This is a genomic window from Halobaculum marinum (assembly GCF_029338555.1).
In the GTDB taxonomy this organism is placed as follows: domain Archaea; phylum Halobacteriota; class Halobacteria; order Halobacteriales; family Haloferacaceae; genus Halobaculum; species Halobaculum marinum.
In genome coordinates this window covers 2,506,191-2,532,179 of sequence record NZ_CP119989.1, presented here as the reverse complement: position 1 = coordinate 2,532,179, position 25,989 = coordinate 2,506,191, and the positions used below count along the sequence as shown (strand labels likewise).

Genomic DNA, 25,989 nt, shown 5'->3' with positions numbered 1-25,989 from the left:
GACTATGGCGGAGGACGTCAAGCCGACCCGGAAGAACCTCATGGAGATCGAGGACCGCATCGACCTCTCGGAGCGGGGCCACGACACGCTCGAGCAGAAGCGCGACGGCCTCATCATGGAGTTCATGGACATCCTCGACCAGGCGCAGGACGTCCGCGACCAGCTGGAGGCCGACTACGAGACGGCCCAGACGAAGATCAACAAGGCTCGCGCGATGGAGGGCGACGTCGCCGTCCGCGGCGCCGCAGCCGCGCTGAAAGAGCACCCCGAGATCACGACCCAGTCGAAGAACATCATGGGCGTGGTCGTCCCGCAGATCGAGTCGTCGAAGGTGAAGAAGAACCTCGACGAGCGCGGCTACGGCGTGCTCGGCTCCTCCGCCCGCATCGACGAGGCGGCGGACGCCTACGAGGAGCTGATCGAGTCGATCATCCTCGCCGCCGAGGTGGAGACGGCGATGAAGAAGATGCTCGAAGAGATCGAGACGACGAAGCGCCGCGTCAACGCGCTGGAGTTCAAGCTCCTGCCCGAACTCAACGAGAACAAAGAGTACATCGAGCAGAAGCTCGAGGAGCAAGAGCGCGAGGAAATCTTCCGGCTCAAGAAGATCAAGGCGAAGAAGGAAGAAGAGGAGAAGGCCGAAGAGCGTGAGGCCGCCGCAGAGGCCGAGGCAGCGGCGCTGGAAGCGGGCGTCGCCGAGAGCGACGACTGACGACCTCCGCCGCACCCGCACCCACCGACCCGGCGAAGGGACCCGTTCTCGTCTCGCCGACTCCGACACCACACCGTTCTCACGACGCCGCTCCCGGTCGGTGACGACGGTCGCCCGTCCCCGACGTTTATCACCTCCCGGTCGTCACGCCGGGTATGAACTGTCCAACCTGTGACACCGAGACGGTCGCGTTCTCCGTCCCCGAGGGACTGCACGAGTACGCACCCGACGGCGCGGCGGTCGCGAGCGTCTGCCCGCACTGCCTGGCGGTCGCGGCGGCGCCCGACACAGCGCCCGCAGACGACCCCGCGTTCGACCGCGTCCACGAGTCGTTCCCCACCGGCGACGGCGGCGCCGCGTTCGCGCTGCTCGTGGGGACACTGCCATCGATCGCGTTGAACAAGGACGCGGCGCGCGCCACCCGTGCGCGTGCCGAACAAGACGGCGTGGACACGGCGCTCGCGTTCGACCGCCTGGTCGAGGCCGTCCGCGCGGCGGATGTCGTCCCGGAGTTCGACCTCCAGCGCCGCGTGCACCAACTCGACTCGCTGTTGGACGGCTGACCGCGGCTCGCCGCGGCCCGCCGGGGCCCGCCGTACCCCGTCGCCGCCGAAGCGCCACACGTATGGCGTCGCTCGGCGTCCGACCCGGATACGAACCGATGGACCGCGACACGGTGGGGACGCTGCTCGTCCTCTCGTCGGCTGCCGCCTTCGGGACGCTCGGCGTCCTCGGCGAGGTGGCGTTCCGCGAGGGGCTGACGGTGCCGTCGGCGCTCGCGCTCCGATTCGCCGTCGGCACCGCCGTCGTGTGGGCGGGCCTGCTCGTCGGACGGGCGGTGGGCGGCGACGCCGCGCCCGACCTCGCCTTACCGCGCAGGGAGACGCTGACGGCGGTCGCGCTGGGTGCGGTCGGCTACGCCGGCGTCAGCTACGGGTTCTTCGTCGGCGTCCAGCGGATGAGCGCCGGCCTCGCGGCGGTGATCCTCTACACGTACCCGCTGTTCGTCGTCGCGCTGGCGTCGGCGTTCCTCGACGAGTCCGTCGGCGTCAGGACCGTCGCGGCGGCGGGGCTGTCGCTGGCGGGTGTCGTGCTCATCTCGTGGACCGGCGCGGCGGCGTTCGACACGGTGGGGGCGCTGGCGACGCTCGGCGCCGCCGCGATGTACGCCGCCTACATCGTCGTCTCGCGAGCGACGCTAGAGACGGCGGACGAACGCGTGCTCACCGCCTACGTCGCGCCCGCGGCGGCGGTGTCGCTGGCGGTCGTCGCGCTCGTCACCGACGCCGTGACGGTGCCGACGACCGCTGCCGGCTGGGGGGCCGTCGTGGCACTCGGGGTGCTCGCGACGGCGTTCGCCATCTTCGCGTTCTTCGCCGGACTCGCGCGCGTCGGCGCCGGCCGCGCGGGCGTACTGTCGACCGCCGAGCCGACCGTCGCGGTCGCGCTCGGAGCGGTCGTGCTCTCGGAGCCGGTGACGCCGACGATGGTCGCGGGCGGCGTGCTCGTCGTCGTCGGCGTGGTGCTCGTGCAGACGACCGCCGAGTGAGCCCAGAAGCCGTCGTGAACGCCGACGGATACCGTGTCGGCACGGGCGAAGCGACGCGCAGGAGGAGCGGGGTGTTTAGACGCCGGTCGAGTAGCGGAGGATGCCGGCGACGCCGCCGAAGGCGTCCATGAGCTGTTCGCCCTTCTCGAAGTCCGTGGAGATGAACTTCGTCTCGGTGCCGCGCTGGTCGGCGATGTTCATGAGGTGTTCGACGACGTCCTCGCGCTCGCCGGCCTCGCTCGCGTCGACGACCTCGCCACACTCCTCGCACTCGTGGTCCGGCGTGGAGTGACGGCGTTCGACGACCTCGCGTTCCTCGTGCCCGTTCGAGCACTCGTAGGTGATCACGTCGTCGTGGAGGTCCTCGGAGAGGAGGAGGCGCTCGACCGACCCCATGATGAGGTTGCGTCGGGTCTGCTCGAAGCCGTACGTGGCCTCGCCGCCGGTGTGGAGCTTCTCGAAGAACTCCTCCATCTGGCGTTTGTCCTTGACGACCTCTTGGTCGGCGAGCACGTCGCTGGCGGCGTCGACGAGGTCGTACAGGCCGGACTCGTCGGTGTAAGCCACGTCGAACTTCCCGAGGACCAGATCCTGGAGTTCGTGGTGGAGGTAGTCGCCGTCGAGGAACTCGTCTTTCGTGGGGGAGGGACCGCCCACGAGGATGCCCTCGATGTCGTGGCGCTTGTCCACCATCAGGTCGTCGGCCATCCCCGCGACCTCCTGGTAGAAGTTGTCGATGGCCTCCAGGCGCAGGCGGGCGAACCGCTGTGCGGACTGGCCACCTTTCCGCTGCTTGCCGGGGACGAGCGAGGACGCTGACTTGACGGGCTCGACGCGCTTGCCCTTGAGCCAGCCGACGTTCGCCTCGCGGCGGTCGAGGACGATGAGCCCGAACAGGCCCTTGTCCGTCATCATGTCCTCAAGCGGGCCGGTGAGGAAGTTGGAGTCGCAGTGGTAGCGGAACGACTGGATCGGCTCCGGCGGCGACTCCAGCACCTTCGTCACCATGTCCGTCTGGCCGCCGCCGGTGTTGACCGCGCCCGAGAAGATGACGATGCCGTTGTCCGGCGGGTACACGTCGTAGTAGCGGAGGCGGTCTTTGATGCTGGTGAGCGCGTCCTGCACCGCGGTCCGCGTCTGCTTGGACTTGATGTTGGACGCCTCGCTGTGCTCCTGGGTGACGTGGGCGACCACGTCGGAAATCTGCTTGTCGTCGGGGATGTAGATCGTGACGAGTTGGGTGCCCGAGCCCTCGAAGTCGTCGAGCTCGTCGAGGACTTTCCGGAACTCGTACTTCCGTCTGTCCTCGCTCGCCTGCTCCTCCTGCGCGTCGCTACTCATTACGGCATAGTTCGCCGGCGACGGGGTAAGTACCTGTTGAATACTGGAACGAGACACCGACTCGCCCGCCGAATCGCCCTGCAGCACCCTGCACTGCCGTCCGCCATTGCCGCTCACTGTCGCCCGTCGTCACCCGCCATCACCCGCCGTCGCTTCGGACTCGACTCCCACCGGCGTCCGTCAGACGGCGAGCCGACACGTCGGGAACCACCTTTATCATGGGGGGACGCCGTAGCCACGGTAAATGCCGACGATCTACGCAGTCGCGAGCGTGAAAGGGGGGGTCGGGAAGACGACCACCGCCGCGAACCTCGCGGCAACGCTCGCGGCCGCGGGGTACGACACGGTCGCGGTCGACGCGGACCTCGGGTCGGCCAGTCTCGGCCCGTCGCTCGGCGTCGACCCCGACGGTGTGACGCTCCACGACGTGCTCGCGGGAGAAGCCGACCCGCAGGAGGCGCTGCGCGAGGGACCACACGGACTCGCGGTCCTCCCGGGCGGGGGGACGCTCGAACACTTCCGCAAGGCAGACCCGGGAGAGATCGTCGACGTGCTGGAGGCGATCACGGCGGCCGACTACGTGATCGTCGACACCGGCGCCGGCCTCACCCACCAGACGGCCCTCCCGCTGTCGGTCGCCGACGGCGTGTTGCTCGTGTCGACGCCCACGCGCGACGGCCTCGCGAACACGCGCAAGACGCAGGACCTCACCGAGAAACTCGGCGGTGCGGTCGTCGGGATCGCGCTCAACGAGGCCGACGGCGACGAGGACACCGGCGACGTCGACGTACCGGTGTTGGGCGCCATTCCGGACGACCCGCTGGTCGCCAGGTCGCAGGCCGAGGGTGTCCCCCTCTCTGCGCTGGCTCCCGACAGCGACGCCGCGGCGGCCTACCGGTCGCTCGCCTCCTCGCTCACCGGCGAACCGATCCGCGCGGCGCCGACGCCCGAGCACAGCGAGGCGACCCCGGACGACCCCGAGTACGCCGCCGCCGCCGACGCCGGTCCCGACGAGGCGACGGTCGACGACGTGGACGCGGACGCAGACTCGGATGCGGCAGTCGACGGAGAAGCCGACACAGACGGAGAAGCGGACGCAGACGACCTCGACGAGGTCGCCGACCCCGACGACAACGCCGACTCCAGCGACGACGACGTCGCGGCGGCCGTCGGTGCAGACGGCGAGGACGGCGACGGCGAGGAGGAAGCTGACGAAGAGGCTGCCGACGGCGACGTACCCACCGAGGACGCGGCGGCGGACCCGGAGACTGACGACGCGGTCATCCTCGACGACGACGACGCGGACGACGGTTCCGAGGACGAGGCGGCGGCGGCGGCACGGAGCACCGTCCTCGAAGGCGACGAGTACGACGAGTACCGGGGCGACGCACCGACGGTCGAGGACGCGGAGTCGGGTGAGTCCGCCGAGATCGGTGAGGACGTGATCCCGTTCGCCCAGCAGAGCAAGGAGCGCACCGAGGAGGCGAAGCGCAAGCAGTCGAGCGAGGACGACGACGGCGACGGCGACGGCGACGCCGACGAGGGCGGCTTCCTCGGTCGGCTGTTCCGGTAGGCGCACGGATCGGGAGTTTCTTTTCTCCGCCCGCGCCTCACCCGAGTATGAGCGAAGCAGGCAACGACTCCGTGCCGATCTGGTGGATTCTCGTCTTCATCGTCCTCGCGCTCGGACTGGGCGCCATCGCCGTGCTGTCGGTCGGCGGCAGTCTGATCACCCCCGCGGGCGTGCTGGTGCCGCTGGCGGCGTAACGACGGCGACCACGCGGGCCACGACGAACCGACGACAAACCACCTCAGACAAACGACTCACGACTCGTTCTCCCGTCTCGCCGCGAGATAGCGCCGCGAGACGACGAACGCGACGCCGCCGACGGGACCCGCGACCACGAGGTCGGGCAGTCCCGTGGGCACGAGAAGCTCCGCCGCGAGAAAGACGACGACCCAGATCGTGATCACGGCGAGTGGCTCTGCTGCGGCGGTCGCTGTGTCGGAGGGCTCCTCGTCGATGTGGGACACACCAGCCGGTGTGTCACCCGTCGAAGATGTGTGTTTCGCCCGCGCTTACATCGACTCGGGGGCTTCGACCCCGAGCACGTCGAGCGCGTTCGCGATCGTGTTGCGCGCGGCGGCCACGAGCGCGAGGCGGGCCTCGCGGGTCGCCTCGTCGTCGGCGGTGAGCACCGGGCACTCGCGGTAGAAGGCGTTGAACGTCTCGGCGAACTCGCGGGTGTAGGTGGCGACGCGGTGGGGCTCCAGGTCCTCGGCGGCCTCCTCGACGACCGCGGGGAAGCGGGCGATCACACGGAGCAAGGCGGCCTCCTCGGGCGTCGACAGCGCGGCGGGGTCGACCGTCGCGTCGGGCGCCAGCCCCTCGTCGCCGGCCTCGGCGACGATGCCGCAACAGCGCGCGTGGACGTACTGGACGTACGGCGCCGACTGCGCCTCGAAGTCGAGCGCGCGGTCCCACTCGAAGGTGATCGACTTCGTGGGCTGCTTGCTCACGATGTCGTAGCGTACCGCCCCGATGCCGACCTGCCGGGCGATACGCTCGACGTCCTCCTCGGTGAGGTCGTCGTTGCGGATGCGGTCGTCCATGCGGCGTTCGACCTCCTCGCGGGCGCGGTCGACCGCCTCGTCGAGCAGGTCGTCGAGGTCGATGCCGGTGCCAGCGCGGGTGCTCATCCCCTCGCCGCCGGGGAGGTTCACCCACGAGTAGAACAGCTGTTCGAGCTGCTCGGTGTCGTTGTCGAGCAACTCAAGCGCGTACCGGAGTTGGTCGAACGCCAGCTTGTGGTCCTCGCCGATGACCGTCACCGCGCGGTCGTAGTTGTCGAACTTCCACTCGTGGTGCGCGAGGTCGCGGGTCGTGTACAGCGTCGTCCCGTCCGACCGCAGGAACACGAGCAGTTTGTCGATGCCGAACTCGGAGAGGTCCAACTGCCAGGCGTCCTCCTCGTAGACGGACTCGTCCAACTCGCGCAGGCGCTCGACGACCTCGTCGGCGGAGCCGTCGCGCATGAACCGCGTCTCCTTGACGAACTCGTCGAACTCGGCGGGGAGGCGCGCGAGGGTGGCGCGCATCCCCTCCAGCACCGTGTCGACGACTTCGCTGACGCGCTCGTAGGTGTCCTCGTCACCCTCCTCCAGCCCCTGCATGATCGACTGGATCTCGGCCTCCGCGGCCTCGACCTCGGTTTCGTCGCCGTCTTCGAGGAACGCGTTCCCCTTGCGGTAGTAGCGGACGAGGTCGTAGTCGGGCGTGTCGCGCTCTGGCTCGGGCAGGTCGGCCTCGTCGAACGTCTCGTAGGCCCACGTGAACACGGCCATCTGGCGCCCTGCGTCGTTGACGTAGTAGTGACGGTCGACGTCGTAGCCGGCGTACTCGATGGCGTTGGCGACGGCGTCGCCGATGATCGGGTTGCGCGCGCGACCGACGTGGACGGGACCGGTCGGGTTCGCGGAGGTGTGCTCGACGACGACCGACTCCCCGTTGGGCGGGAGGTTTCCAAACTCCGTGTCGCGGGCGGCGTCGAGCGTGTCCGCGAGGTAGGCGTCGTCGACGAAGAAGTTCACGTACGGGCCGTTCGCGGCGACGCGCGCGAGGTACTCGGTCGTCTCGACGTCGACCGCGTCGACGACCTCGCCGGCGACCTGCGGCGGCGGGGCACCCGCCTCGCCCGCGAGTCGGAAGGCGACGCTGGAGGCGAGCGTCGCGTCGACGCCGTCGGGCGGGTCCTCGATGCCGAGGTCGTCGGTCGGGTAGCCGAGGTCGGCGAGCGCGTCTTCCAGCGCCGCCGCCACGGCCGACCGGAACTGTCTGAACATGCGCGTCGCTTCCGCCGCCGCCGATAAATGGGTTTCCGAACCGTCCCGCCTCGGGTCGCCGTGGTCGCCATCAGGCCGGTCCCGCCGGTCGACCGCCGACCGCGCTGGGACCGACGGACCGGCTGACCGCGCCGGGACCGACGCCTTTTGGTGCGCTCGCGCCACAGATACGGTAGCTGTCACGCCAGCGTGACACACCATCACGTTTCTGATACGCATACCGTATTCGGTACGCTTTTGGGTCGCGGACACGGAGTCCAGATAATGAGTTCTCACACGACGGCCGTCGGCCACGACGAGGTGGCCGCGTTGAAGACGGTCGCGCTCCAGGGCGGGCTGCGCGAACCCGTCAAGGTCTCCTGTTCGACGCTCGGCGAGCGGCTCGACGCCTCCAGCCAGACCGCCTCGCGACGCCTCCAGCGGCTCGAAGCGGCGGGCCTGCTCGACCGCGACGTCGTCGGCGACGGCCAGTGGGTGACCGTCACCGGTCCCGGCGAGCGCCGCCTGCGCGCCGAGTACGCCGACTACCGACGGCTGTTCGAGGGAGAGGCGGGCCTCACGCTCGCGGGGACGGTCACCTCCGGGATGGGCGAGGGCCGCCACTACATCCAGCTGTCGGGCTACCACGAGCAGTTCGTCGAGCGCCTCGGCTACGAGCCGTTCCCGGGCACGCTGAACGTCTCGCTCACCGAGGCGGCTGTCCGCGCCCGCGCCGGTCTCGACTCCGTCGAGGGCGTCCCCATCGACGGCTGGGAGGACGAGGAGCGGACGTTCGGGCCGGCGACGTGCTACGCCGCCGTCGTCGACGTCGACGGTGCGACGTTCGAGCCGGTCCACGTCATCGTCCCCGAACGCACCCACCACGACGAGGACCAACTCGAACTCATCGCGCCCGCGAAGCTCCGCGAGGAGTTGGCGCTCGACGACGGCGACGACATCACGGTGCGGGTCACCGACGCCGAGCGCGCCGACGAGCCGGCACAACCCGTCGAGGCGACGGGTCCGGGGGGGTCGGCGTGAGTCGACAGGCCGGGCGGCTCGACCGCGCGCTCGCGGCCTTCCGCGCCGGCGAGCCGGTGTTGGTGCACGACTTCGACGACCGCGAGGGGGAGACGGACATCGTCTACCCCGCGAGCGCGGTCACCCCGGAGGCGGTCGCCCACCTCCGCAACGACGCGGGCGGCTTGATCTGTGTCGCCGTCTCCGACGCCGTCGCGGACGCGGTCGGCCTCCCGTTCCTCGAAGCACAGATCGACCACCCCGCCGCTGCGAGTCACGACCTCGGGTACGACGACCGCTCGTCGTTCTCGCTGCCGGTGAACCACCGCGACACGTTCACGGGCATCACCGACGACGACCGCGCGCGAACGATCACCGAGTTGGCGTCGATGGCCTCCACCGTCGACGCCGGCGTCGACTACGACGCCGACGACTTCGCCGCGGAGTTCCGCGCACCCGGCCACGTCCACGTGCTCCGCGGCGCGCCCGGCGGCTTGGACGACCGCCTCGGCCACACCGAACTCGGCCTCGCGATGGCCGCCGAGACGGAGCAGGCGCCCGCTGTCGTCGTCTGTGAGATGCTCGACGACGAGACGGGTCGCGCGCTGTCGACCGACGCGGCCCGAGAGTACGCGCGGCGCAACGGCCTCCCGTACGTCGAGGGGGAGGACCTCGTCGCGGCGCTGCGGTAGGGCGCGGCGACAGCTTTTCTTCGGCTGTGGGCGACGCGGCAGTCGTGTCCCTCCGCCAAGGCTTCACCGTCGAGACCGGTCACGACCTCGATGCGGCGTTGTCGTTCGCCGCCGACTCGGGGTTCGACTACGTCGAACTGAACATGGACGCCGCGTTCGAGCGCTCGCACGTCGACGCCGGCGACGTGCGGGCGGCGTTCGCCGACGCGCCCGTCGACCCGCTCGTCCACCTGCCGTACCGCGTCGACCCGGGGAGCGTCCACGCCGGCGTTCGCGAGGGGGCGTGCCGCGAACTGGAGGCGTCCATCGACACCGCGCTCGAGTTCGGCGCCGAGCGGGGCGTGATGCACGCCACCTCGCGGGCGAACGCGGCGAAGTTCGACGGCCCGGAGATCCGGGACCGAATCTTCGAGTCGGTCCGGCGCGTCGACGAGTACGCGAGCGACCGGGGATTCTCGCTGGTCGTCGAGAACGTGAAGGGGCCGTTCTTCGACGCCGGCGACTTCCCGGCGCTGTTCGCGGAGACCGACGCCGCGGCGTGTCTCGACACCGGCCACGCGATGGTCGCCGGCTACGACCTCGCGTGGCAGGCGGCGCTCCTTCGCGAGCACGGCGACCGGATCGACCACGTCCACCTCAACACCCGGCGCGGGGAGTCGCGGGCCGACGAACACCTCCCGATCGGCATCGGCGGCCACCCGTTCGACGACCTCGCCGCGGCGATGCGCGAGACGGACTGGTCGGGCACCTGCACGCACGAGGTGTTCGGCTTCGACTACGAGTACGTCGCACTCGGGAAACGGCGGTTCGACGAGTGGCTGGCGGCCGAGTGAGTGGGCCGTCAGTCGAGTCGGTCCCGCCGCCGGCGGTGCGCGTCAGTCGTCGGCGGGGGCGGCGTCGGCGGACGGCCCCGCGGCCGGCGACGCCGCACGCCCCGACAGCGTCAGCGCGAACAGCACGAGGATCGACAGCGGGCCGAAGAAGTAGTACAGCACGAAGTCCCAGGAGGTGCCGAACCCGAGCACGCCGGCCATGAACACGGCGCCGGCGTTCCACGGGAACAGCGGACTCGACGGGGTGCCAGCCGCCTCGACCGCCCGTGAGAGGTCGCTCGAGTCGAGATCGTAGTCGTCGTACAGCGTCCGGAGGCTCACCCCGGGGAGGACGATGCTCATGTACTGCTGCGCGGTGAACCCGTTCGTCGCGAGCGCGGCGACGCCGGTGCCGGCGACGAGCGAGCGCCGGGACCACACCACGTCGGCGAGCCGGTTCGCCAGCGTCGCGAGCACGCCCGTCCCCTCCAACAGCCCGCCGAGCGCGAGCGCCGCGACGACGGTCGCGATGGTCCAGCCGGAGCCGGCGACGCCGCCGGTCGCGAGCAGGCCATTCACCAGTTCGCTCCCCGTCTCGGGGGCGGTGCCGTTGAGGAAGGCGTCCCACGTCGCCGTGAACGCCGTCCCCTGGACGAACACGGCGGTGCCAGCGCCGGCGAACACGCCGGCCAGCAGCGACGGCAGGGCGGGGTAGCCGCGGATCGACAGCCCGAACGTGACCAGCAGGGGGAGGAACACGAGCGGGGTGATCGCGTACGTCGACGCCAGCGGCGCCGTGATCGCCGAGGTGTCTCCGCCGGTCCCTGTCACCGCGAACAGTCCGAGGACAGCGTACCCGAGGATCGACAGCCCGATGGCGATCGCGGTGCCGAGGCGCATCGCGCGGATGTGGTCGTACAGGTCGGTGCCGGTGACGGCGGCCGCGAGGTTCGTCGTGTCAGACAGGGGGCTCTGCTTGTCGCCCGCGTAGGCACCCGAGACGATGGCGCCGGCGGTCATCGGTGCGGCGACGCCGAGGCCGTTCCCGATGCCGATGAACGCGACGCCCAGCGTCCCGACGGTCGTCCACGACGAGCCGATGGCGAACGCGACGACCGCCGCGAGCACCGCCGTCACCGGGAGGAACACCACCGGCGAGAGCAGGCCGAGTCCGTAGTACATCAGCCCGGGGATGGTGCCGGCGGCGGTCCACGTCGAGATCAGTCCGTAGATGACGAACAGGATCAAGATCGCCTGGATCCCCATCCGGAGGCCACCCTCCGCGGCGTCGTACACGGCCTCCCAGTCGTAGCCGAGGCGGTACCGCGCGAACAGTCCGACGAAGGCGATACTCCACACCAACGGGGCGTGCGGCGCCAATCCGAGCAGGCCGGAGCCGACCCCGAGCGACAGGACCACCGCGAGCATGGGGACGAGCGCCTCCCACGCGCTCGGCAGCCGGTCCGCCTCGAAGTCGTCATACGTCCGAGGGGTTTCCGTGGTCATCTGCCGGTCGTAATTTCTGAAGGTAATTAAACGGAGCGACTATATTATTCACGGTCGTCGATGTTGGTCAGCGACTTGGCACGACGCGGAGCGGACGGTCGCAGACCGTCGGCTTCGCCCCACCCCGCCGAGTCGCCGTCGCGCCCCCGGGCTTTTTCTGGGGTCTTTATTGTCCGGCAATTCCTGCGACCGCGTATGGCTGGCTTCGCGGAGATGGACGTCGACACCATCTGGCACAACGGCGAGTACGTCGACTGGGAGGACGCGACGACTCACGTCCTCACACACGGACTGCACTACGGCACGGGCGTCTTCGAGGGCGTTCGCGCGTACGACACCGAGGAAGGGACGGCGGTGTTCCGCTGGGAGGAGCACCTCGACCGCTTCTACGAGTCGACGAAGCCGTACGACATGGAGATCCCGTACACGCGCGAGGAGATCACCGAGGCGACGATGGAGGTCATCCGCCGCAACGACCTCGACAGCGCGTACGTGCGCCCCATCGCCTACTACGGCTACAACAGCCTCGGCGTGTCGCCGGGCGACTGCCCGACCGACGTCGCCATCGCGGCGTGGCCGTGGGGCGCGTACCTCGGCGACGACGCACTGGAGAACGGCATCAAGGCGATGGTCTCCTCGTGGCGCAAGCACTCCTCCTCGCAGATTCCGACGAACGCGAAGACGACGGGGCTGTACGTCAACTCCCTGCTGGCGGGCGAGGAGGCGCGGCGCAACGGCTACAAAGAGGCGATCGTCCTCAACAAGGAGGGCAACGTCGCGGAAGGCCCCGGCGAGAACATCTTCCTCGTGCGCGACGGCGAACTGTTCACGCCCGGGCTCTCGGAGTCCATCCTCGACGGCATCACGCGCAACACCGTGATCGAACTGGCGCGCGAGCGCGGCTACACCGTCCACGACAACGTGAGCATCTCGCGCGGCGAGTTGAACACCGCCGACGAACTGTTCTTCACCGGCTCGGCCGCGGAGGTCACGCCGATCCGGCAGGTGGACAACGTCGAAATCGGCAACGGCTCGCGCGGCCCGATCACCGAGGAACTCCAGACCGCGTTCTTTGACCTCGTGGAGCGTCGCACCGACGACCACGAGGAGTGGTTCACGTACGTCTGAGCGCGTCGCCGCGCTCAGGGCGTGCCCCGTAGCGACCTACGACTCCTCCGGCTCGGTCTCCGTCTCCGATTCATCGGTCTCCGTCTCCGCTTCCCCAGTCTCCGTCTCCGCTTCCTCGGTTTCCGCTTCCCCAGTCTCCGTCTCCGCCTCGGCTTCGTCGGGCGTCCCCGACTCCTCGGCCCCCTCGATGGTCAGGTCCGCCCAGGCGACCTCGCCGGCGTCGACGACGTTCTCGGGGACCAGTTCCTCGCTCGCGAGCACCCGCCGGTCGTTGGGGAACAGCGAGTCGTCCGCCTCGACTGCGAACGCGTCGTCGGCGAGGTCGTCGTCCTCCGGGTCGTACACGACGATCCGGGCCACCATCCCCAGTCCGAGGTGGGGGAAACAGAAGTAGTCGTACACGCCCGACTCCTCGAACTGGTACACCCACGACTGGTCGGGGGTCAACGGGGGCGAGGTGAACGGCGGCGAGTCCTCGGGAACACGGCGCGGGAGTCCGAGCGCCGGCTCGGCGAGTTCGGTGAACGCGGTCACCGTGTGGAGCCCCTCCAGCACGCGGAACTGGACGAGTGTGCCCGGTTCGACCGCCAGTCCGACCGGGTCGAAGTAGAACTCGGCGGGCACCTCCTCGAACGCGCCCGGCGCCTCGCCGGACGGCTCCGACGGGAAGTCGGCGTGTGCTCCCTCTCCGTCCGTCTCGGTCACGTCGACGACGCGCTCGACGGAGACGCCGTCCGACTCGTCGGCGGCGAGCGGGTAGCCGAACGTGGGGTCGACGAGGTCGTCCAACACCGACTCGCTCCCGCCGCCGGTGGCGCCGTCGTCCTCCTCGCCGTCGTCACCCTCCCCGTCGTCCTCATCGTCGTCTTCCTGCTGGGCCGCCGCCATCCCCGCACCCCCGAACGCCGCCGCCACGGCGCCGGCACCGCCGATCTTCAACAGCCGTCGCCGCGAGGACGCCGGGATCAGCCCGCCTTCGTCAGTCGATCCGTCGGTTTCTGCGTCGCCGTCGTTGTCTGTCGCCATGCCCCCGCACGTTCACACGGCCCGCGTATTTCTACCGGGCGCGTACTCTGGGTACGACGCCCCTGCGTGCCGTATCGCGCAGCCTACGTCTGCGGAAGCTCACGCTCGCCGTCTCGTCGCGACCGCGGGACAGAACGGAATAATCGACCGTTTCGCGGCGTGCCCGGCTCCTCAGCGCTTCGAACGGGCGTCGGAGCGCCGGGCCGACCTCACCGCGTCAACTCCTCGTCGACGCAGTCGCGAACGGGGCCGACCAACTCGTCGGCGACCGTGTACGGGTCCGTCTCCTTCGCGAGCACGTCGTCGGCGAGGGCGTCGATGCCGCCGCGAGCGTCGATCACGTCTTCCAGCAGTGCCGCGGTGTCCGAGCGGATCAGCTGTCGGATCTCCTCGGCGTAGCGCCCGCGCGCTTTGTCCTCGATGTGCCCCGTCTCGTGGAGCCACTCGGCGTGCGCCGCGAGCGTGTCGATCAACTCGTCGACGCCCTCGCCGCCTGTCGCGACCGTCTGGACGACCTCGGGGTCCCACGCCTCCTCGTCGGGGTCGTCGATGGCGACCTGCGCCATCTCCGCCTCGTCGACGGGGCCATGGTGACCGGTGTCGAGCCCCGCCGCGGGGTTCTGGCGCATGTGGATCATCTCCTCCAACTCGGCGACGGTGCGCTCGGCGCCGTCCATGTCGGCTTTGTTGACGACGAACACGTCGCCGATTTCGAGGATGCCCGCCTTCAGCATTTGCACGTCGTCGCCCGACCCGGGCTGGACGAGCACGCAGACGGTGTCGGCGGTGCGGACGATGTCGACCTCGTTTTGGCCGGCGCCGACCGTCTCGATGATCACCTTGTCCTTGCCGAACGCGTCGAGCGCCTTCACGGCGTCCGACGTGGCTGTCGACAGCCCGCCGAGGGTGCCGCGGGCGCTCATCGACCGGAAGAACACGTCCATGTCGCCGACGTTCGAGGCCATCCGAATGCGGTCACCCAGCACCGCCCCGCCCGTGTACGGCGAGGAGGGGTCGACAGCGATGACGCCGACGGTGTCGCCGCGGTCGCGGTACGTCTTCGCCAGTTTGTCGACGAGCGTCGACTTGCCTGCGCCGGGGCTCCCTGTGATCCCGATCACGTCGGCGTGGCCCGTGTGGGTGTGGAGTTGCGAGACGATGTCGCGGTAGCCCGTCGAGCGGTTCTCGATCTTCGTGATCACCCGCGCCAGCGCCCGATGTTTGCCGTCCAACAGCTCTGCGACCAGGTCCGACTCCGTCGACTCTGCGGCCGTCATCACTCGCGGTCGTGGACGTTCTCGCGGACGAACTCGATGGTGTCCTCCATCGGCGTGCCCGGGCCGAACACGGCGGCGACGCCCATGTCGAGGAGGTCCTCGCGGTCGTCGTCGGGGATGATCCCGCCCACGAGGATCAGGGTGTCCTCGAAGGCGTCGTACTCCTCCAGGCCGGTGACGATCTTGGGGACGAGCGTGTTGTGCGCCCCCGAGAGGATGGAGATGCCGAGGACGTCGACGTCCTCCTGGACGGCCGCCTGCACGATCTCGTCGGGCGCGCGATGGAGCCCGGAGTAGATGACCTCGAAGCCGGCGTCGCGGAACGCCCGCGAGATGACGTGTGCGCCGCGGTCGTGGCCGTCGAGTCCCACCTTGGCGATGAGGCAGCGGATCTGCCGGCCCTCCTCGCGCTCCTGTGTGCTCATGGGTCGCGTTGGACGCCGCCGGTGTTGACTTTAACGGACGACCGTGAAGGCCCGTGGTGGACGCCGGACGGCGGGAGCGTCGACCGCGACCGCGATGGCGACGCCGCAGGCTACGGCAACTCCACGTCGACGACGTACAGCCCGAAGGCGGCCGCGTCCAGCCCCGTGGTCGGCACCGGAACCATCCCGACCTCGAGGTCGACGACCCGCCCGTCGGCGGTCTCCCGACAGATCGGCTCACGGACGATGTCCCCGTCGACGAGGTGTTCGGCGAACAGCGTCCGCTCCGTCTCCGTCGGGAAGGCGTCGCTGACGGGCTCCCCGACGTGCTCGTCGCCGAACGTCTCTCGGTACGCCGAGTTCGCCTCCAGCAACACCGGCTCCTCGCCGTCGGACGACTCGACGTACACCGCCGGGGCACCGAGCCCCTCGAAGAAGGCGTGGAGTCGGTCGCGCTCGACGCGCAGGTCCGTCTCGCGTTCGAGCCGCGACAGCGCCTCTGCGGCGTGGGAGGCGACGATTTCGAGGAACTCCGCGTCCTGTCGGTCGAAGGCGTGCTTCCGGTCTGCGGTCACTTGGAGGACACCGTGGTCGCCGAGCGGCACGCTCACCGCGGAGCCGACCGCCGGCACGTCGCGGACCTTGTCGGGGTCGTCGTCGTAGTCGTCGATGATCTGCGTCTCGCCGGTCTCGAACGTCCGCCCCACGATCCCCTCGTCGATGTCGATCTTCACCTCCGGTTCGCTCGGGAGCGTGTGCCCGTACGGGTAGAACACGTCTCCGTCGAGCATCGCGAGCACGACTCGTCCGTGGCCGAGCGCGTTGGTGACGGCGTCGACGGCGGTGTCGCTCACGTCGTCGACGGACCGACAGCCGGTCAGCTCGCGGGTGTACTCGTTGAGCGCCGACAGCTTCGCGTTGGCCTCCGCGAGCGCGTCCCGCTCGCGGCGGCGCTCGATCCGCTCGGTGATCCGCTCGACGAGCACGTCCATCCCCCCGTCGTTGGCGACCACTTCGTCGACTGGCACCGGCGGTATCTCGTCGCCGTACACGATCACCGGCACCTCGCCGGCGGCCGCGGTGAGCGCCTCCACCCGCTCGCCAGGCAGTGAGACACAGACGACGCAGTCTATCGTCGGCCCGAGTTCGCGGAGGTACTCCGTCGCCACCGTCTCGCGCTTCAACAGCGCCGTGAACCCAGACCGTTGTTTGATCTCGGCGACGACTGCGGCGCCGTCCGACCCGTCGACTCCTGCTGGCTCCGCTACCAGAACGCGGGGATCGCGGGAGGACGGCATATAGACGGTTGCAAACGAGGGTTCGATCAGGTATAATTCATTCGCTCACAGATCCAGCGATTGAGAATCGGACCGGTGGACTGACAGTGCCCGGAGCGATCCGCGTGGGCGCTCAGACGTGTTCGTTCAGGAACTCCACGATCGCTCGGTACGCCTCGATCCGGTTGTCGAGCTTCGAGAAGCCGTGCCCCTCGTCCTCGAAGATCAGTTTCCGTGTGGGGACGTGCTCGCTGGCCTCCTCGACGATCTGCTCGGCTTCGCCCACGGGAACCCGCGGGTCGTTGGCGCCGTGGAGCACGAACAGCGGTGCGGCGATTTCGTGGGCGTGGTTGATCGGCGACACCGACTCGAGGAACTCGCGGTCGTCCGCCAGCGACCCGTACTCGGCTTCCCGCAACTCGCGGCGCCAGTCGCCGGTGTTCTCGAGGAACGTCACGAAGCTCGCGATGCCGACGATGTCGACGCCGGCGGCCCACAGGTCCGGGTACTCTGTCATCGCAGACAGCACCATGAAGCCGCCGTAGCTGCCGCCCATCGCGACGATGCGCTCGGGGTCGACGACGGGGTGGTCGTGGAGCCACTCGACGGCCGCTTCGATGTCCGCGACCGAGTCCATGCGCTTCTCCACGTCGTCGAGGTGCGAGTACGCCTTCCCGTACCCCGAGGAGCCGCGGACGTTCGGCTCGAACACGGCGTAGCCGTTGTTGAGGAAGTACTGCTTGACGGCGTTGAACGAGGGGCGGCGCTGGCTCTCCGGCCCGCCGTGGATGTCGACGATGACCGGCGTGTCGCGCTCGCCGGCGTCGTCCGGCGTGGAGAAGAACGCCGGAATCTCGCGGCCGTCGAAGGTGGGGTAGCGCACCAACTCCGGTTCGACGAACGTCTCCGGCGGGATGCCGGCGGTCGCGGCGTACGTCCACCGCTCCGTCTCGCCGGACTTCACGTCGATCACGTACACGTTCGTGTTCACCGTGCTTCCCGTGACGGTGATCGCCGCGCGGTCGGCGTCGGGGCCGAACGAGAAGCCGCCCGCGACGCACTGCGGGAGGTCGGGTTCGGCGAACGCGTCGATCCGCTCGGGCGCGGTGAACTCGCCGACGGTGATCTCGGTGTGCCCCTCGACGTTGCGCGAGTAGGCGACCCGATTCGTGTCGGCGTCGACGACGACGCCGTCGACGTTCCAGCCGTCGCCGTCCTCGACGACGGTGAGGTCGCCGGTCGCATCGTCCGGGTCGCCGCCGGCGTCCGCGCCGAGGGCGATCCGTTCGAGCCGGAGGGTGTCGGAGGCGTGGTCGGTGCAGACGTACACCCCGTCGCCGTCGGGCGCCCACTCGGGGCTCTGGAACCGTGCCTCGTTCGTGTGTGGGGTGAGGTGCGTCATCTCGCCCGTCTCGACGTCGAGGACGTACAGGTCGTGCTCGAAGCTCGCGTGCGCCTCGTGGACGAGCAGGCGTGTGTCGTCGGGCGACCACCCGCCGACCGAGAGCCAGCCGTCGCCCTCGTGGACCATCGTCGCGTCGTCACCCGTCTCGTCGCGCCCCTGCACGTACACGTCGAACACGGACTCGTCACGCCGGTTCGAGGCGAACGCGAACCGCTCGCCGTCGTGCGACCAGCCGCCCCAGCGGTGTTTCGCGTCGGGCATCGCCGTCAACTCGGTGACGACACCCGAGTCCGGGTCGAGGCGGAACAACTGCATCCGCTCGTTGCCGCCCTCGTCCATCCCGAAGGCGAGTTCGCGCCGCTCGGGCGACCAGTCGACGAAGGTGACGCGCTCTTCGAAGAAGGTGTGCTGTTCGGGCCACTCGCCGGCCTCGCCGAGGCTCCACACCTGTGGCGTGCCGGTGGTGTCCATCAGGAACGCGAGGGTGCCGTCCTCGGCGAACGCCGCGCTGTGGGCCGCGCGGACGTTGAGGTACCGCTCGATGTCGTACGTCGGGTCGGTCATACCGGTACTGTCCCCGCCTCGAACCGAAAGCGTTCGGGTCACCGAGGTGGCCGAGCGCCCGCCCGGGCGGGACCGCTGCTGGCTGCCCCCGGCGGGCGTCGCTCGGGTGCGCTCGGCGGACGCGCGGACCGACAACGCCGTGAATCGGTGGGCGCGGCGCTATCGCCTCCCTTTTTGTTCCCCCACGGGTAGGTGAGCGCACGATGCGTGTCGCGGTCGTCTCGATGGACACGGTGTGGACGCGGGACCGTCCCGCGACCCGCCGGACGCGACGCGTCGCCCGCGGGCTCGCCGCCCGCGGGCACGAGGTTCACTGTCTGTGCGCCCAGTGGTGGGGCGGCGACCTCGACCAGTTCGAAGACGAGGGCGTCGAGTACCACGCCGTCACCGACGGCCAGGCGGCGGGGTCGTTCCGCTCGAAGCTCCCGTTCGCGCTCCGGTCGCTCTCCCCGGACGTGGTGCACGCCGTCTCGGTCCCGCCGGGCCACGTGACGACCGCCCAGACCGCCGCGAAGGTGCTTCGCGTCCCGGTAGTGCTCGACTGGTGGGAGCGCGACCCCGAACGCGGGTCCGACCGCCAGTACCGCAAGGCCGCGAGCCGCGCCGACCGCGTGCTCACCCCCTCCGAGACGGTTCGGACGGCGGTCCGCGAACACGGCGCCGGCGACGCCGACGTGCAGGTGATCCCCGAGAGCATCGACTTCGAGTTGGTGCGCTCGGCGGGCGTCGACGACCGCTTCGACGCGGTGTGGGCCCGCGACCTTGACGGCGACGCCAACGTCGGGGAGTTCCTGCTGGCACTGGCGGAGTTGCGCGACCGCGACTGGACCGCCGCCGTGGTCGGCGACGGCCCCGCCCGCGCCGACGCCGAGCGCATGGCCGCCGACCTGCGGATCGACGACCGCGTGACGTTCCTCGGCGACCTCACCCCAGCGGAGTTCGTCCCCGTGCTCAAGGGCTCGCACGTGTTCGCCCAGACGGCCACCTACGAACCGTTCGCGACCGAACTGCTGTGGGCGCTGGCGTGCGGGTGCGTCGGCATCGTCGAGTACCAGGCCGGTTCGTCGGCACACGAACTCGTCGAGGGACTCGACCGCGGTCGGCTGGTGACGACCCCGCAGGAGTTGGCAGACGAGATTGTCGCCTGCGGCACGCTCCCCGAGTGGGAGACGAACGATGGGTTCGCGGGGTTCGACCACGACGACGTCCACTCGGAGTGGGTCGACTGCTACGAGGCGGTCGTCGACGACTACGGCTGGTTCTGACGAACCGCTTTTCACGGGGGCCTCGCGCGCCGCCGGCGCGCTCGACCCCCGCCAAAACCCGTTCATGATCAAAAGGCCGCTCACTCGCCCTCCGGGCTCGCTCGCGGTTCTGTCGCCGGTGGCTCCGCACAGCACTGCCACCGCTCCCGCACAGCACTGCCACCGCTCCCGCACCGCCACCGCTCCCGCGTCGCCACCGACCGCGCCCGCCGCACGTTCGGCCCGGATTCAATCGACGGATATACGTTCGGGACAGGCCAAGCGACGCGCATGGAAGACGACACGCTCAGCCGCCGGAACTTCCTCCGGGGGGCGGCGGGCACGGCCGCCACCGCGGGCGCGGTCGCCGCGGGGTCGGGAAGCGCCGCCGCACAGGCTACCGCCGACGGCTCCGGTACCGTCGAGGTCGGCGCCGGCAGCGACGGACTCGCGTACACACCCGGCACCAGCGAGCCGCTGTACGTGACGCCCGGCACGACGGTCACGTTCGACTGGGTCACGGACGGCCACAACATCGTCGTCGACAGCCAGCCCGATGGCGCCTCCTGGGGCGGCCACGAACCGCTCGAGGACACGGGCTTCAGCCACGAGTTCACGTTCGAGACGACGGGCGTGTACGAGTACTACTGCGACCCGCACAAGTCGCTCGGCATGGTCGGCACCATCGAGGTCGTCGAACAACTTCCGACGCCGACGGCGACGCCCGCGGGCCCGCCAGAGGTGCCGGACTCGGCCAAGAGTCTCGGCGTCGCCTCCTTCATCGCGATGGTCGCGACGCTCGGCCTCGCGTTCTTCTTCACGAAGTACGGCGGCGACTACGAACCGCCCGAGGAGTAACGCTCGCTCCCGGTCGCTTCTGTCCGCGCTTCACTACTCGTCGAGCGACGGCGCCACCGGTGTCGCGGGCGCGGCACCACGGCGCCAGTCGCGGTCGCCGTTCCACGACTCGCCGACGGCACTCGTGAGGTGACCACTCACGGACCAGACCCAGTCGAAAAGGGAACTCCACCGCCGTCGTCGCGCGTGCCGGAGGTTACCCGAACTTCCCGCTGATGTACTCCTCGACGCGCTGCGACTCCGGCTGCTCGAAGATCTTCTCGGTGTCGTCGTACTCGACCAACTCGCCGCCGGTGAGGAACACCGCCGTCTGGTCGGAGATACGCGCCGCCTGCTGCATGTTGTGGGTGACGATGACGACCGTGTAGTGCTCGGAGAGGTCGTCGATCAGGTCCTCGATCTTCGCGGTCGCGATGGGGTCCAGCGCGGACGCCGGCTCGTCCATCAGGATGACCTCGGGGTCGACCGAGAGACAGCGAGCGATACAGAGGCGCTGCTGTTGCCCGCCGGAGAGGCCGAGCGCGTTGTCGTCGAGGCGGTCGGACACCTCGTCCCACAGCGCGGCGTCGCGCAGACACCGTTCGACGAGTTCGTCGCGCTCGTCCTCGTTGGAGCGGCCGAGCAGGCGCGCGAGCAGGCCTGTCTCGATGTCACCGTGCTTGCGCGGTCCGTAGGAGATGTTCTCGGCGATCGACTTCGGGAACGGGTTCGGCGACTGGAACACCATCCCGACGCGCTTGCGGAGTTCGACGAGGTTGACGCCCTCCTGGTAGATCTCCTGGCCGTCGAGTTCGACGGAGCCGTCGATGCGCGCCGACTTGACGCGGTCGTTCATCCGGTTGAGACACCGGAGGAACGTCGACTTGCCACAGCCCGAGGGGCCGATGAGCGCGGTGACGCTGTTCTCGGGGATGTCCATCGAGACGCCCTTCAGGGCGTGGTCGTTCCCGTAGTAGACGTCGAGGTCCTCGACCGACAGCTTCGCGTCGCCCGCGAACTCGTACTCGCGCCACTCTTCGCGGACCTGCTCTTCGGTCTCGCCGGCGGTCGTCTCCGGCTCGTCGGTCCTCGTGTCGGGGTTGCTGGCCGTGCTCTGCTGGTTGTCGGTGGATGTCTGTGTGGTTTCGCTCATTGGTTGAGTTCCCTCCGGAAGTAGTACCTCGCCGCGATGCCGATCGCGTAGAACGACAACACGACGATGAGCAGTACGAGCGCCGTCGCCCACTTGAACTCGTCGGGGTTGGCGACGTTCCCGGACGCGCCGACGCCCGCGGTGATGAGGGCGTACAGCTGGTACGGGAGCGCCGAGGCGGCGTCGAGCAGCACCGGGTTGTCGACGAACGGCGGCGACGAGGTGAACTCGAAGCCACCGATCACGTCCGGCGTCTGGCTGCCGGGGACGAACACGCCGCCCGCCATCGTCAGCAGGATCGGCGCCGTCTCGCCGGCGATCCGGCCGACGCCGAGGATGATCCCCGTCACGACGCCGGGGAGCGCCGCTGGCAGGACGACGCTACGGATCGTCTGCCACTTGGTCACGCCGAGGGCGGCGCTGGCGTCCCGGTACTCGTCGGGCACCGACAGCATCGCCTCGCGGCTCGTGATGACCACCAGCGGCAGGAGCATGAACCCGAGCGTGAGCATCCCCGCCAGCAGCGACTTCCCGTTCCCGAATCGTGGGATGAGGAACGCGAAGCCGAACAGGCCGAAGACGATGCTGGGGGTGCTCCACAGGCCGTTGGTCGCGACCTCGACGACCTGCGTGAAGCGCCCGCGCTCGGCGTACTCGGTGAGGAACACCGCCGCACCGACGCCGAGCGGGACCGCGAACACGACGGCGCCGACGACCAGCCAGATCGTCCCGACGATGGCCGGTAGGACGCCGTTGAAGTCGTTGGTGAGACCGACGCCGTTCATCACGAACGGGAGGTAGAACGGCCACTCCCACGAAATCGACTGCCCGAACAGGACGATAGTCGACTCGGGGCCGACGCCCGGCCCGAGGGCGAAGCCGTTGACGACGCCGCTGGTCCCCTTGAACACGGTGAACGCGACGAGGATGAACAGGACGCCGACGATGGAGCCGGCGTTGAGGTACACGAGCGTGTACGCGCCGGTGTGGCGACCGCGGGCGCCGAAGCCACCGTAGGCCTTCGCTGACGCCCAGCCGGCCACTAGCGCACAGAACAGCGTCACCGTCGGGATGGTGAACCCGCCCGTGAACGACGCCTTCTGCTCGAAGCCGAGGTCCCACACCCACTCGGGGCCGATGAGACCAGTGAGGAACACGAGGCCCGCCGCAACCGCGAGCAGTCCCGCGGGGACGGTCGAGCCGATGTCCTCGCGTGTGCCGACGGTCACGGCGAACACACCGACACCGACGACGACGGACGTGGCGACCCACCCGAACGTGCCGAGCCCGAGCGTCTGGGAGGCCACGAGTCCGGCGACCACGAACCAGATGCCGGCGAAGACGACGCCGGCGAGCATCCCCGCGGTCGCCTGCGGTTCCGTCTCGACGAGTTCGAGCCGCGAGCCGACGCCGAAGGAGACGGTCGCGCCCCCGAGGAGCACGAGTCCGCCCCCGAGAATCGTCGCGAGCGAGACGCCCGCGACGGGGGTGGTCAGGTCGACGACTTGGAACAACACCGCCATCGAGGCGGCGAACAGCACGGCGGCGAGCGCGACGGCACCGACGGCGACGATGCCGGTGCCGCTGGCGTCGTCGCGCACGAGCGCGTTCCGCGTGTTGGTTTCAGCCGCCATCACTGCTCACCTCCGAGCTTGCTTCGCATGCGTGCTTCGATGTACTGCGAGCCGATGGAGAGGAACAACACCGTGACGAACAGGATGACGCCGGCGACGAACAGCGCGCTCATCTGGAGCCCCTCCGCCTCGCCGTAGTTGCGGGCGATGAGCGACGTGAGCGTCTCCTGTCCGTAGAACGCGTTGTACAGCGGCTCGGTGAGCTTGGGGACGCCGCGGAGCATCACCGTCGCGGCCATCGTCTCGCCGATGGCACGACCGACGCCGAGGAGGACCGCCGCAGAGACGCCGGAGAACGCCGCCGGCAGCGTGATGGAGGTCATCGTCTGCCAGTCGGTCGTCCCCATTGCCAGCGACCCGGACTTCATCGACTCCGGGACGCTCGACAGCGCGTCCTCCGCGACGGAGACGACCGTCGGGAGCGCCATCAGGCCGACGACGATCCCGACGAACAGGTACGTCCCCTGCCCGAGGATCTGGAACTGGTCGGAGGCCCACGGGCTGAGGATGGTGAAGCCGATGAACCCGTACACGATAGACGGGATCCCGGCGAGGATCTCGACGCCCGGCTTGACCGCCTCGCGGACGGGTGCGGGTGCGATCTCCGAGATGAACAGCGCCGCCGCGATGCCGAGCGGCGCGGCGACGGCAGTCGCGATGATCGTCACGAGCACCGTGCCGTGGATCATCGGGACCATCGAGAAGCGGACCGGCGGGGTGACGGCCTCCCACGTCGGCTGGAGGAACAGGCGGATTCCCGGCACCGACACGCCGAACACGGTCATGCTCTCGTACTGAATCACGGGCACCGCCTCCCGGAAGATGAACGCCGTGATCAGCAACAGTATCAGGATCGTCGAGATGGTCATCGCCAACGCGAGCGTCTTGGCCGTCAGCTCCTGGTGACGGAGCCAGCCGTACGTGGCGGTGACGACGAAGATCCCGAACGGGACGATCGTCAACGACGAGACGAGGAGGAAGCCGACCAGCGAGAGCAACAGTGCGCTCGCCATGACGCCGACGGTCGCGACGGCAGCCGGCTCCTCGTCCTCGAGGGAGTCCCGGACGCCCCTGAGAACGCGGGCCGCCTTCTCGACCCCCATCTCGGCTCTATTGGTTACTTGTGCCATCGTGCGTGTGTACAGGGTGATTCGGACGTATGGAAATAAACGGCGTGGGATTGCGACGATACGAGGACCGAGCTGACAGGTCGGCTTACGCCTGGTCCGGCAGCTTCTCGAACTCGCTCTCGATGTCGGCCGTCGGCAGCGGGATGTAGTTGTTGTCCTCGACGAACACCTGCTGGCCGAAGTCGGTGAGGAACATGTTGAGGAACGCAGCCTCGCGCATGTCCGTGCCCTGCCCGTCCTCGATTAGCGTGTACTGGTGCAGGTCACGGTTGAGCGGGTACGCCGAGTCGAAGATCGTGTTCTCGGCGTCGCGGTCGGGCTCGTACAGCGTGCCCTCGAACTCGACACCGATCGGCTGGACGCCGTCGCCGGTGAACGCCAGCGCCATGTACGCGATGGCACCCTCGTTCTGCTGGACGGACTGCGCGACCTGCTGGTTCTGCCCGAAGCGGGTGTCGACGCTCATCTCCGCGTCTGCGGCGCCCAACATGTTCAGACGGAACGCGGTGTCGGTCCCCGACCCCTCCGAGCGCCCGATGACGTAGATGTCCTGGTCCGGGCCGCCGACTTCGCTCCAGTTGGTGATCTCGTCTTGGTAGATGCCGCGAATCTCTTCGGCGGTCAGTTCCGTGACGCCCGCCTCGTAGATGTCCGAGGAGACGACGACCGGCTGGCCGTCACGCCCGAGGACGTGGTCGACGACGCGCTCGTCGGCCTCCTCCTGGCTCCAGCCCAGCTCTGCCGTGATGGGGCCCGAGGAATTCCCGATGTCGACGAGCCCGTCGACGACGGACTTACACCCGGTGCCCGAGTGGCTCAGACCGATGGACGTCGCGAACGGCGGCGTGGCCTGCTCGCCCGACGGCTCGAAGCCGTAGAGGCTGGCGAAGTAGTCTGCGAGACGCGTGCCCTCCGCGCCGTTGCTGGCGAGTTCCTCCCAGCCGGGGACGGTGTTACCTTCCTCCTCGTTGGTGCCCCAGTACTCGCCGTCGGACGCCGGCGGGTTGGAGTTCCAGTAGGAGCTACCCTTGTTGGCGATGGGGTAGACGGTCGAGGAGCCCTCGGCCGTCAGCATCGAGGTGTCCATCCCCGAGCCGCTGTCACCCGAGCCTCCGGAGCTGTCTCCGGAGCTACCGCCGCTGTCTCCGGAGCCGCCCGAGTTGCCGCCGTCAGAGGAGCCCGCACAGCCGGCGAGGCCGGCGGCGCCGGCGGCTCCGGAGGCGACGAGGAACTTTCTCCGCGAAACGCGCTCGGTGTCCGCAGCATCCTGCGTCATCACCTGTACGAAGCCACCTTACCTAAAAAGCGGTTTATATGAGATGTACCGCGAGATGGGGTAGCCCTCCGTGGCAACGTGTGTTGTACATAGCGTCCCTAGTGCTGGATTGTGCTATATAGTCGTGGGGTGTGGGTATCGGTCCGCAGCGCCCCGGAG

Annotated in this window: 24 protein-coding genes; 11 read left to right on the top strand and 13 right to left on the bottom strand. The window is 69.3% G+C overall.

The window, feature by feature from the left end:
* Nucleotides 1-4 precede the first annotated feature (4 nt).
* From P0R32_RS13145 to P0R32_RS13135, 3 genes are all read left to right on the top strand, one after another.
* Nucleotides 5-712, top strand: a complete 708-nt coding sequence (locus P0R32_RS13145) for a V-type ATP synthase subunit D (protein WP_276237482.1) — start codon at nucleotides 5-7, stop codon at nucleotides 710-712.
* A 155-nt stretch (nucleotides 713-867) separates the two neighbouring features.
* Entirely contained in the window at nucleotides 868-1,275 is a 408-nt protein-coding gene (locus tag P0R32_RS13140) for a DUF6276 family protein (RefSeq protein ID WP_276237481.1), read from the top strand.
* A 98-nt stretch (nucleotides 1,276-1,373) separates the two neighbouring features.
* Nucleotides 1,374-2,261: a DMT family transporter gene (locus P0R32_RS13135; RefSeq protein WP_276237480.1), complete on the top strand. Its 888-nt coding sequence runs from the start codon at nucleotides 1,374-1,376 to the stop codon at nucleotides 2,259-2,261.
* Nucleotides 2,262-2,336: 75 nt separating this feature from the next.
* Here the strand turns inward: P0R32_RS13135 and prf1 are convergent, their stop codons facing one another.
* Entirely contained in the window at nucleotides 2,337-3,602 is a 1,266-nt protein-coding gene (prf1, locus tag P0R32_RS13130; RefSeq protein ID WP_276237479.1) for a peptide chain release factor aRF-1, read from the bottom strand.
* A gap of 244 nt (nucleotides 3,603-3,846) precedes the next feature.
* On the opposite strand from prf1, the gene P0R32_RS13125 reads away from it, so the two are divergent.
* Both P0R32_RS13125 and P0R32_RS13120 read left to right on the top strand, forming a co-directional pair.
* The gene (locus P0R32_RS13125; protein ID WP_276237478.1) at nucleotides 3,847-5,175 is read left to right on the top strand and encodes a P-loop NTPase; all 1,329 of its coding nucleotides are present in this window, start codon (nucleotides 3,847-3,849) and stop codon (nucleotides 5,173-5,175) included.
* Nucleotides 5,176-5,222: 47 nt separating this feature from the next.
* The gene (locus P0R32_RS13120) at nucleotides 5,223-5,369 is read left to right on the top strand and encodes a hypothetical protein (RefSeq protein ID WP_276237477.1); all 147 of its coding nucleotides are present in this window, start codon (nucleotides 5,223-5,225) and stop codon (nucleotides 5,367-5,369) included.
* 57 nt (nucleotides 5,370-5,426) lie between these two features.
* Here the strand turns inward: P0R32_RS13120 and P0R32_RS13115 are convergent, their stop codons facing one another.
* Both P0R32_RS13115 and argS read right to left on the bottom strand, forming a co-directional pair.
* Nucleotides 5,427-5,636: a hypothetical protein gene (locus tag P0R32_RS13115; protein ID WP_276237475.1), complete on the bottom strand. Its 210-nt coding sequence runs from the start codon at nucleotides 5,634-5,636 to the stop codon at nucleotides 5,427-5,429.
* 45 nt (nucleotides 5,637-5,681) lie between these two features.
* A complete protein-coding gene (gene argS, locus P0R32_RS13110) occupies nucleotides 5,682-7,445 on the bottom strand; it encodes an arginine--tRNA ligase (protein WP_276237474.1) in 1,764 nt (587 codons plus the stop codon).
* Nucleotides 7,446-7,709: 264 nt separating this feature from the next.
* Here argS and P0R32_RS13105 point away from each other — a divergent pair, with 264 nt between their 5' ends.
* Genes P0R32_RS13105 through P0R32_RS13095 form a run of 3 tightly spaced genes read left to right on the top strand, consistent with a single transcriptional unit; the run spans nucleotide 7,710 to nucleotide 9,969 of the window.
* On the top strand, nucleotides 7,710-8,465 hold the full coding sequence (locus P0R32_RS13105; RefSeq protein ID WP_276237473.1) for a DUF120 domain-containing protein: 756 nt from the start codon (nucleotides 7,710-7,712) through the stop codon (nucleotides 8,463-8,465).
* The gene (gene ribB, locus P0R32_RS13100; protein ID WP_276237472.1) at nucleotides 8,462-9,136 is read left to right on the top strand and encodes a 3,4-dihydroxy-2-butanone-4-phosphate synthase; all 675 of its coding nucleotides are present in this window, start codon (nucleotides 8,462-8,464) and stop codon (nucleotides 9,134-9,136) included. Before P0R32_RS13105 ends, ribB begins: the two co-directional genes overlap by 4 nt.
* 44 nt (nucleotides 9,137-9,180) lie before the next feature.
* The gene (locus P0R32_RS13095; RefSeq protein WP_276237471.1) at nucleotides 9,181-9,969 is read left to right on the top strand and encodes a sugar phosphate isomerase/epimerase family protein; all 789 of its coding nucleotides are present in this window, start codon (nucleotides 9,181-9,183) and stop codon (nucleotides 9,967-9,969) included.
* 42 nt (nucleotides 9,970-10,011) lie between these two features.
* Here the strand turns inward: P0R32_RS13095 and arcD are convergent, their stop codons facing one another.
* Complete coding sequence (gene arcD, locus P0R32_RS13090) at nucleotides 10,012-11,454, bottom strand: arginine/ornithine antiporter ArcD (RefSeq protein WP_276237469.1); 1,443 nt, start codon at nucleotides 11,452-11,454, stop codon at nucleotides 10,012-10,014.
* Between the two features lie 195 nt (nucleotides 11,455-11,649).
* Here arcD and P0R32_RS13085 point away from each other — a divergent pair, with 195 nt between their 5' ends.
* Nucleotides 11,650-12,582, top strand: coding sequence for a branched-chain amino acid transaminase (locus tag P0R32_RS13085; protein WP_276237468.1), 933 nt, complete (start codon nucleotides 11,650-11,652; stop codon nucleotides 12,580-12,582).
* A 36-nt stretch (nucleotides 12,583-12,618) separates the two neighbouring features.
* Here P0R32_RS13085 and P0R32_RS13080 read toward each other — a convergent pair whose 3' ends face one another.
* The 5 genes from P0R32_RS13080 to P0R32_RS13060 form a co-directional block, all read right to left on the bottom strand.
* Entirely contained in the window at nucleotides 12,619-13,608 is a 990-nt protein-coding gene (locus P0R32_RS13080; RefSeq protein ID WP_276237467.1) for a cupredoxin domain-containing protein, read from the bottom strand.
* 209 nt (nucleotides 13,609-13,817) lie between these two features.
* Nucleotides 13,818-14,885 carry a methylmalonyl Co-A mutase-associated GTPase MeaB gene (meaB, locus tag P0R32_RS13075; protein ID WP_276237465.1) on the bottom strand — a complete coding sequence of 356 codons (1,068 nt, stop codon included), beginning with the start codon at nucleotides 14,883-14,885 and terminating at the stop codon, nucleotides 13,818-13,820.
* The gene (locus P0R32_RS13070; RefSeq protein ID WP_276237464.1) at nucleotides 14,885-15,310 is read right to left on the bottom strand and encodes a cobalamin B12-binding domain-containing protein; all 426 of its coding nucleotides are present in this window, start codon (nucleotides 15,308-15,310) and stop codon (nucleotides 14,885-14,887) included. The genes meaB and P0R32_RS13070 overlap by 1 nt, the downstream gene beginning before the upstream one ends.
* 110 nt (nucleotides 15,311-15,420) lie before the next feature.
* A complete protein-coding gene (locus P0R32_RS13065) occupies nucleotides 15,421-16,608 on the bottom strand; it encodes a GAF domain-containing protein (protein ID WP_276237463.1) in 1,188 nt (395 codons plus the stop codon).
* A 112-nt stretch (nucleotides 16,609-16,720) separates the two neighbouring features.
* Nucleotides 16,721-18,556 (bottom strand): S9 family peptidase, encoded by a 1,836-nt coding sequence (locus P0R32_RS13060; RefSeq protein WP_276237462.1) that lies wholly within the window; start codon nucleotides 18,554-18,556, stop codon nucleotides 16,721-16,723.
* A gap of 203 nt (nucleotides 18,557-18,759) precedes the next feature.
* Here P0R32_RS13060 and P0R32_RS13055 point away from each other — a divergent pair, with 203 nt between their 5' ends.
* Together P0R32_RS13055 and P0R32_RS13050 are read left to right on the top strand one after the other, a co-directional pair.
* Nucleotides 18,760-19,821, top strand: coding sequence for a glycosyltransferase family 4 protein (locus tag P0R32_RS13055; RefSeq protein ID WP_276237461.1), 1,062 nt, complete (start codon nucleotides 18,760-18,762; stop codon nucleotides 19,819-19,821).
* Nucleotides 19,822-20,091: 270 nt separating this feature from the next.
* Nucleotides 20,092-20,658: a plastocyanin/azurin family copper-binding protein gene (locus P0R32_RS13050; protein WP_276237460.1), complete on the top strand. Its 567-nt coding sequence runs from the start codon at nucleotides 20,092-20,094 to the stop codon at nucleotides 20,656-20,658.
* Between the two features lie 196 nt (nucleotides 20,659-20,854).
* On the opposite strand, the gene pstB is transcribed toward P0R32_RS13050, so the two are convergent.
* The 4 genes from pstB to P0R32_RS13030 all read right to left on the bottom strand — a co-directional run bounded on the left by pstB (nucleotide 20,855) and on the right by P0R32_RS13030 (nucleotide 25,830).
* Nucleotides 20,855-21,790 carry a phosphate ABC transporter ATP-binding protein PstB gene (gene pstB, locus P0R32_RS13045; protein WP_276237459.1) on the bottom strand — a complete coding sequence of 312 codons (936 nt, stop codon included), beginning with the start codon at nucleotides 21,788-21,790 and terminating at the stop codon, nucleotides 20,855-20,857.
* Nucleotides 21,787-23,424, bottom strand: a complete 1,638-nt coding sequence (gene pstA, locus P0R32_RS13040) for a phosphate ABC transporter permease PstA (RefSeq protein WP_276237458.1) — start codon at nucleotides 23,422-23,424, stop codon at nucleotides 21,787-21,789. The genes pstB and pstA overlap by 4 nt, the downstream gene beginning before the upstream one ends.
* On the bottom strand, nucleotides 23,424-24,554 hold the full coding sequence (pstC, locus tag P0R32_RS13035) for a phosphate ABC transporter permease subunit PstC (protein ID WP_276237457.1): 1,131 nt from the start codon (nucleotides 24,552-24,554) through the stop codon (nucleotides 23,424-23,426). The genes pstA and pstC overlap by 1 nt, the downstream gene beginning before the upstream one ends.
* An 85-nt stretch (nucleotides 24,555-24,639) precedes the next feature.
* Complete coding sequence (locus P0R32_RS13030) at nucleotides 24,640-25,830, bottom strand: PstS family phosphate ABC transporter substrate-binding protein (protein ID WP_276237456.1); 1,191 nt, start codon at nucleotides 25,828-25,830, stop codon at nucleotides 24,640-24,642.
* Nucleotides 25,831-25,989 lie beyond the last annotated feature (159 nt).

Bases quoted from the DNA above. Each gene is read 5' to 3' on its own strand.
- prf1 (WP_276237479.1), bottom strand. From the start codon at position 3,602: ATGAGTAGCGACGCGCAGGAGGAGCAGGCGAGCGAGGACAGACGGAAG.
- P0R32_RS13120 (WP_276237477.1), top strand. From the start codon at position 5,223: ATGAGCGAAGCAGGCAACGACTCCGTGCCGATCTGGTGGATTCTCGTC.
- P0R32_RS13050 (WP_276237460.1), top strand. From the start codon at position 20,092: ATGGAAGACGACACGCTCAGCCGCCGGAACTTCCTCCGGGGGGCGGCG.
- pstB (WP_276237459.1), bottom strand. From the start codon at position 21,790: ATGAGCGAAACCACACAGACATCCACCGACAACCAGCAGAGCACGGCC.
- P0R32_RS13105 (WP_276237473.1), top strand. From the start codon at position 7,710: ATGAGTTCTCACACGACGGCCGTCGGCCACGACGAGGTGGCCGCGTTG.
- P0R32_RS13085 (WP_276237468.1), top strand. From the start codon at position 11,650: ATGGCTGGCTTCGCGGAGATGGACGTCGACACCATCTGGCACAACGGC.
- P0R32_RS13135 (WP_276237480.1), top strand. From the start codon at position 1,374: ATGGACCGCGACACGGTGGGGACGCTGCTCGTCCTCTCGTCGGCTGCC.
- P0R32_RS13080 (WP_276237467.1), bottom strand. From the start codon at position 13,608: ATGGCGACAGACAACGACGGCGACGCAGAAACCGACGGATCGACTGAC.
- P0R32_RS13065 (WP_276237463.1), bottom strand. From the start codon at position 16,608: ATGCCGTCCTCCCGCGATCCCCGCGTTCTGGTAGCGGAGCCAGCAGGA.
- P0R32_RS13060 (WP_276237462.1), bottom strand. From the start codon at position 18,556: ATGACCGACCCGACGTACGACATCGAGCGGTACCTCAACGTCCGCGCG.
- P0R32_RS13055 (WP_276237461.1), top strand. From the start codon at position 18,760: ATGCGTGTCGCGGTCGTCTCGATGGACACGGTGTGGACGCGGGACCGT.
- meaB (WP_276237465.1), bottom strand. From the start codon at position 14,885: ATGACGGCCGCAGAGTCGACGGAGTCGGACCTGGTCGCAGAGCTGTTG.
- P0R32_RS13145 (WP_276237482.1), top strand. From the start codon at position 5: ATGGCGGAGGACGTCAAGCCGACCCGGAAGAACCTCATGGAGATCGAG.
- pstA (WP_276237458.1), bottom strand. From the start codon at position 23,424: ATGGCGGCTGAAACCAACACGCGGAACGCGCTCGTGCGCGACGACGCC.
- P0R32_RS13030 (WP_276237456.1), bottom strand. From the start codon at position 25,830: ATGACGCAGGATGCTGCGGACACCGAGCGCGTTTCGCGGAGAAAGTTC.
- arcD (WP_276237469.1), bottom strand. From the start codon at position 11,454: ATGACCACGGAAACCCCTCGGACGTATGACGACTTCGAGGCGGACCGG.
- P0R32_RS13070 (WP_276237464.1), bottom strand. From the start codon at position 15,310: ATGAGCACACAGGAGCGCGAGGAGGGCCGGCAGATCCGCTGCCTCATC.
- argS (WP_276237474.1), bottom strand. From the start codon at position 7,445: ATGTTCAGACAGTTCCGGTCGGCCGTGGCGGCGGCGCTGGAAGACGCG.
- P0R32_RS13140 (WP_276237481.1), top strand. From the start codon at position 868: ATGAACTGTCCAACCTGTGACACCGAGACGGTCGCGTTCTCCGTCCCC.
- P0R32_RS13125 (WP_276237478.1), top strand. From the start codon at position 3,847: ATGCCGACGATCTACGCAGTCGCGAGCGTGAAAGGGGGGGTCGGGAAG.
- pstC (WP_276237457.1), bottom strand. From the start codon at position 24,554: ATGGCACAAGTAACCAATAGAGCCGAGATGGGGGTCGAGAAGGCGGCC.